6 protein-coding genes and 2 pseudogenes are annotated in these 4717 nt (G+C 61.2%); 2 read left to right on the forward strand and 6 right to left on the reverse strand.

Annotated features, from left to right (window positions below; translation table 11 throughout):
- Positions 1-199: 199 nt before the first annotated feature.
- Positions 200-758 (reverse strand): annotated as a pseudogene (petA, locus tag VZ95_RS15775) (ubiquinol-cytochrome c reductase iron-sulfur subunit).
- A gap of 258 nt (positions 759-1016) precedes the next feature.
- A complete protein-coding gene (locus tag VZ95_RS28325; RefSeq protein WP_269747117.1) occupies positions 1017-1151 on the reverse strand; it encodes a hypothetical protein in 135 nt (44 codons plus the stop codon).
- Positions 1152-1288: 137 nt separating this feature from the next.
- Between VZ95_RS28325 and VZ95_RS15780 the strand changes: the two genes are divergently transcribed.
- Positions 1289-1753, forward strand: a complete 465-nt coding sequence (locus VZ95_RS15780; RefSeq protein ID WP_045776713.1) for a tRNA (cytidine(34)-2'-O)-methyltransferase — start codon at positions 1289-1291, stop codon at positions 1751-1753.
- 10 nt (positions 1754-1763) lie between these two features.
- Entirely contained in the window at positions 1764-2615 is an 852-nt protein-coding gene (gene hemF / locus VZ95_RS15785) for an oxygen-dependent coproporphyrinogen oxidase (RefSeq protein ID WP_045776714.1), read from the forward strand.
- A gap of 76 nt (positions 2616-2691) precedes the next feature.
- Here hemF and VZ95_RS15790 read toward each other — a convergent pair whose 3' ends face one another.
- The 4 genes and pseudogenes from VZ95_RS15790 to VZ95_RS15800 all read right to left on the reverse strand — a co-directional run.
- Positions 2692-3126 (reverse strand): VOC family protein, encoded by a 435-nt coding sequence (locus tag VZ95_RS15790; protein ID WP_045776715.1) that lies wholly within the window; start codon positions 3124-3126, stop codon positions 2692-2694.
- Between the two features lie 63 nt (positions 3127-3189).
- Entirely contained in the window at positions 3190-4041 is an 852-nt protein-coding gene (locus tag VZ95_RS15795; protein WP_332308110.1) for a phenylacetate--CoA ligase family protein, read from the reverse strand.
- Complete coding sequence (locus VZ95_RS28930; protein ID WP_332308111.1) at positions 4034-4408, reverse strand: phenylacetate--CoA ligase family protein; 375 nt, start codon at positions 4406-4408, stop codon at positions 4034-4036. Before VZ95_RS28930 ends, VZ95_RS15795 begins: the two co-directional genes overlap by 8 nt.
- 4 nt (positions 4409-4412) lie before the next feature.
- A pseudogene (locus VZ95_RS15800) lies at positions 4413-4717 on the reverse strand (ABC transporter ATP-binding protein); the annotation flags it as partial.

A 4717-nucleotide genomic window follows, 5' to 3' on the forward strand; every position in this document is an offset into this window, starting at 1 on the left:
SCCCGAAAGGATCATCACCACCAGCACTACGCCGGCCAAGGAACCGAAGTTCCAGAAATAATTCAGGTTGCGCGGCGTCGGATAGCCGCTGCCCACCGAATGATCCAGCAGGGTGAAGATCGGCAAACGAGTGTCGATCCATTTCACCAGGCCGTTTTGCTTGCCTGTCGTACTCATTTTTTGAACCCCTCCCGACTCATCAACCGATGCGCAGCGTCGTATCCGTCAGGAACGCATATTGTGGCACGTCGAGATTGCGCGGTGCCGGCCCCTTGCGGATGCGGCCCGACGTATCATAGTGCGATCCGTGGCACGGGCAGAACCAACCCCCGAAATCACCCTTGGCTTCGCCGACCTTCTGACCGTTCGGAACGCAGCCTAAGTGCGTGCAAAACGCCCACGAGAACCAGCCATTCCGGCTTCTTCACGCGGTCCTTATCGGCCTGCGGGTCTGGCAGATCTGTCGAGGCGACCGCCTCGGCGGTTTTGATTTCTTCTTCCGTGCGATGACGGATGAACACGGGCTTGCCGCGCCACGTAACCGTAACGCTTTGGCCAACTTTGATGGCGCCGATATCGACTTCCGTCGACGCAAGCGCCAGCGTATCGGCCGCCGGGTTCATGCTGTTGATGAACGGAAGAATGAAGGCAACCGCCCCGATCCCTCCCATCGCCCCAGCCGTCAGGGTGAGAAAATCACGGCGGGTTTCGCCGGTTGCCGTGGCATGTCCTTGAGCTTGGTTGGCAGACTGAGCCATATGATCCGTCCTCGCGCGTCCCTTGTAGCAGGCCCCCTAAACTCAGGCCTTGTATCGGAGCCGATCTGCTCCCAGCTACATAAAGTATTCTGGAAGAAGGAAAGCGCGACAGGCTGCCGCAGGCAACCCTCGTATGACGGTTTCCAGCAGATTCCTCGCCCCTATCCCGGCAGACCGACCGAGCGTAAAGCCGGGTATAAAGGAATTCCCCCGATTTGCAAAGCGCTCGGATGTCGCGCTGCGGCACGGCTGGTAGGTTTAACGGGTAAAGGCCGCCGCATTGGCGCGGGGAGTGAGATCGGACAAGCTCAGGCTACCGCCGTGGCTGGTTGCCGCCAGCACCCCAGCCAGCGCGATGATGAACAGCGTGGCAGCGAAGAAGAAGCGTTCCATATCTATCGCAGCTCCCCCTAAATCCTGCGTGCTGCCAAAACCCTGTACCCCATCGGGTAAGGACAAGAGGAAACCTGCGCTTCTCGCCCGCAGAAATCCCGTTAATTCCCGGCCATGTTCCGGTAATCTTACCCGCTATGCGCCTCATTCTGTTTCAGCCCGACATTCCCCAGAACACTGGCACGCTGCTGCGCCTTGCCGCCTGCTTCGGCTTGCCGGTCGATCTCATCGAGCCCTGCGGTTTTGTCTTCGGCGCCCCCCAGATGCGCCGCGCCGGGATGGATTATCTGGATCAGGTCGATCTTACGCGGCACATGTCTTGGAGTGCGTATCAAGCCCGCCCCCACGCCGGGCGCTTGATCGTGCTCTCGACCAAGGGCGAAACCCTGCTGACCGACGCGGCCTTCGCCCCCGACGATCGGCTGCTGCTGGGCCGGGAGAGCGCGGGCGTGCCGCCGGAGGTAGCGGCGGCGGCGGCGCACCGCGTCCGTATTCCCTTGCGTCCCGACGCCCGCTCGTTAAATGTCGCCATCGCAGGCGCTATTGCGGTGAGCGAGGCCCTGCGCCAGACGAATGGATTCCAGCAGCTCGGCTGCTGTTAGTGAGTGGACGATGACCGAGCTTGAGACCCGTAAAGCCAGCGCCGCCGCCTGGTTCGAAAGCCTGCGGAACCAAATCTGCGCGGCTTTCGAAGGGTTGGAAGACGCGCTTTCCGGTGGGCCTTTGGCCAACCACGCGCCGGGCCGGTTCGAGCGCAAAGCCTGGAGCCGTGAGGGCGGTGGCGGCGGGGTGATGTCGCTGATGCGCGGGCGCGTGTTCGAGAAAGTCGGCGTCAATATCTCCACCGTCCACGGCACCTTTAGCGACGAATTCCGCCAACAAATCCCCGGTGCGGGTGACACGGGCGAATTCTGGGCCAGCGGCATTTCGCTCGTCGCCCATATGCAATCGCCGCTGGTGCCCGCTGTGCATATGAACACGCGCATGATCGTCACCAGCAAAGGCTGGTTCGGCGGCGGTGCGGACCTTACGCCGATCTTCCCGGACGACGCCGAAACCGAGGCGTTTCACGCCGGGCTGCGCGCCGCCTGCGACGCCCACGACCCGGCCTATTACCCGAAATTCAAAGACTGGTGCGATAGCTACTTCTTCTTGAAGCATCGGAACGAGGCGCGCGGCATCGGCGGGATTTTTTACGATCAGCTCGATAGCGGCGATTGGGAGAGGGATTTCGCCTTCACCCGCGATGTCGGCACCGCGTTCCTGCACACCTACCCGCAAATCGCCCGCCGCCGCGTCAACGATGCTTGGACGGACGAGCAGCGCCACGCCCAGCTTGTGAAACGCGGGCGCTATGTGGAGTTCAACCTACTCTATGATCGCGGCACCAGCTTCGGCCTAAAAACCGGCGGCAATGTGGAAGCGATTCTGATGTCGCTGCCGCCCTCCGTAGCCTGGCCATAGCAACGACGCTCTAGATTTTTTAGCCCTCGCCGGGCGGGCGCATCCGCGCCATTGGCCGCCGCCGCCTGCCGTGGCCTTAAACCTTCGGCCCTGCCGCTGTCCAAGGATCGTAAGTGCCGAAGCTCCAAACATGTCCACCAGGGTCACGTGCGCTGTAGCCGCGACCACCATAGCCCGTATCGACTAAAGGCATGACAATCTCTGCGCCCGCCGCGACCGCCTGAGCATGATGCGCGTCGACGTCATCAACAATAACATAAATCGTCTGTGTATTCCGCCCGCCCGCCTTTTCAGGTAAGATCATGAAGTTGGCGAAGGGGGTCTCTATATCAGGCCCGAACATCAAAATATCGTCCCCAAAACGCAGTTCGGCATGGACGATAGCGCCCGCGTCACCCCGATAAACAGTATGCTCGGCAAAGCCGAAGCCCGCCACCAGGAACTCAAGCGCCCGTTCTGGATTGGCGTAACGCAGTGCAGAAATCAGACGGGTCCTTGGTTGGGGTGACATAATATTGTCTCCAGATTGCTTCTGGCCAAAGCTACACAAAAATATAGGTCATTGAAAAGAATTTCAACCCACAGGCCTCTTATCGTCGATCACTTTACCGTCATTCGGCAAGCTCCCCAGCGCGACGATGAGAACTGTCGCGCGCAGCTTGCACAGCGCCTGAAAACTCTCCGCTACCGCCCCTGAAACGGACGCATCGGCGCTTTCCACCGACAGAATGGCGAGATCGAAATCGCCGTCTTTTTCGATCACCAAGCGGCCTTTGCTCAGCCCGTGGCGCTTTAGCACTTCCGCCACTTGGGCGGGGTGAACGAACATGCCTTTGATCTTGGCGGTTTGATCGGCCCGCCCCAGCCAGCCCTTAAGGCGCATTCCTGTGCGCCCGCAGGCGCTGTGGCCCGGCAGAAAGGCCGAGAGGTCGCCGGTGGCAAACCGGATCAGCGGGTAATCGGGGTTGAAGGAGGTCACGACCACCTCGCCCACCTCGCCCAGCGCGACGGGATCGCCGGTGCCGGGGCGGGTGATTTCGACGATCACCTGCTCATCCAGAATCATCCCGGCGTCGGCGGCACTTTCATAGGCAATCAGCCCAAGATCGGCGGTCGCATAGCATTGCAGAACCGCAACGCCGCGCTCGGTGAACCAGGCGCGCAGGCTCGGTGGCAGGGCTTCACCCGACACCAGCGCCTTTTTGAGCGACGGCAGCGGCGTGCCAAGCTCGGCGGCTTTCTCCAGAATGATCTTCAGAAAGGACGGCGTGCCGCCATAGCCCGCAGGCTGCAAATCGGCAATCGCCCGCACCTGCTGTTCGGTATTGCCAACGCCGCCGGGAAACACGGCGCAGCCCAAAGCATGCGCGCCGGTTTCGATCATCGAGCCCGCCGGGGTGAAATGATAGGCGAAGCAATTATGCACAATCTCGCCCGCGCGGAACCCTGCGGCATAGAGCGCGCGCGCAAAAACGCCACCAATCGGGCCGCTCGCCTTCGGGATCGTAAATCGGGCCGGGCGAGGCGAAAACCCGCTTCAACTGGCCCGGCGGACGCGTAACCAGCCCGGCGAAAGGCAGGTTCGCCGCTTGCGCCGCAATCAGGTCGGACTTGCGGATCAGCGGCAGTTTTGCGAGAGCCGCCGCATCGGTAATTGCAGTTGGATCGACGCCCGCCAGCGCCAAACCGGGGGCTTTCGCCTGCGCGAGCGCAATCAGCCCCGGCAACTGCCCATAGAGGCGGGTGGCGCGAGCCTCGGGCGTTTCGGTTTCGAGGGCATCGAAATAGGTCACAATCTTAAATCCAGCGTTTGCGGCGTTTGAAGGACTTGAGGTTCTTGAAAGACTTACGGTCCTCCCCGCCCCCGCCGCCGAGGTAGAATTCCTTCACGTCCTCATTATTGGCGAGTTCCTCGGCAGTCCCATCGAGCACGATTTTACCCTGCTCCATGATATAGCCGTAAGAGGCACAGGAGAGCGCCATGCGGGCGTTTTGCTCCACCAGCAGAATGGTAACGCCCAGCTCCTTATTGATCTGGCGGATGATCGAAAATACTTCCTTCACCAGCAGCGGCGACAGGCCCATCGACGGCTCATCCATCA

The organism is Elstera litoralis (assembly GCF_000963705.1).
Taxonomy (GTDB): domain Bacteria; phylum Pseudomonadota; class Alphaproteobacteria; order Elsterales; family Elsteraceae; genus Elstera; species Elstera litoralis.

Coding starts and splice junctions, on each gene's coding strand:
- VZ95_RS28325 (WP_269747117.1), bottom strand. CDS start 1,151: ATGGAACGCTTCTTCTTCGCTGCCACGCTGTTCATCATCGCGCTGGCT.
- VZ95_RS15790 (WP_045776715.1), bottom strand. CDS start 3,126: ATGTCACCCCAACCAAGGACCCGTCTGATTTCTGCACTGCGTTACGCC.
- hemF (WP_045776714.1), top strand. CDS start 1,764: ATGACCGAGCTTGAGACCCGTAAAGCCAGCGCCGCCGCCTGGTTCGAA.
- VZ95_RS15780 (WP_045776713.1), top strand. CDS start 1,289: ATGCGCCTCATTCTGTTTCAGCCCGACATTCCCCAGAACACTGGCACG.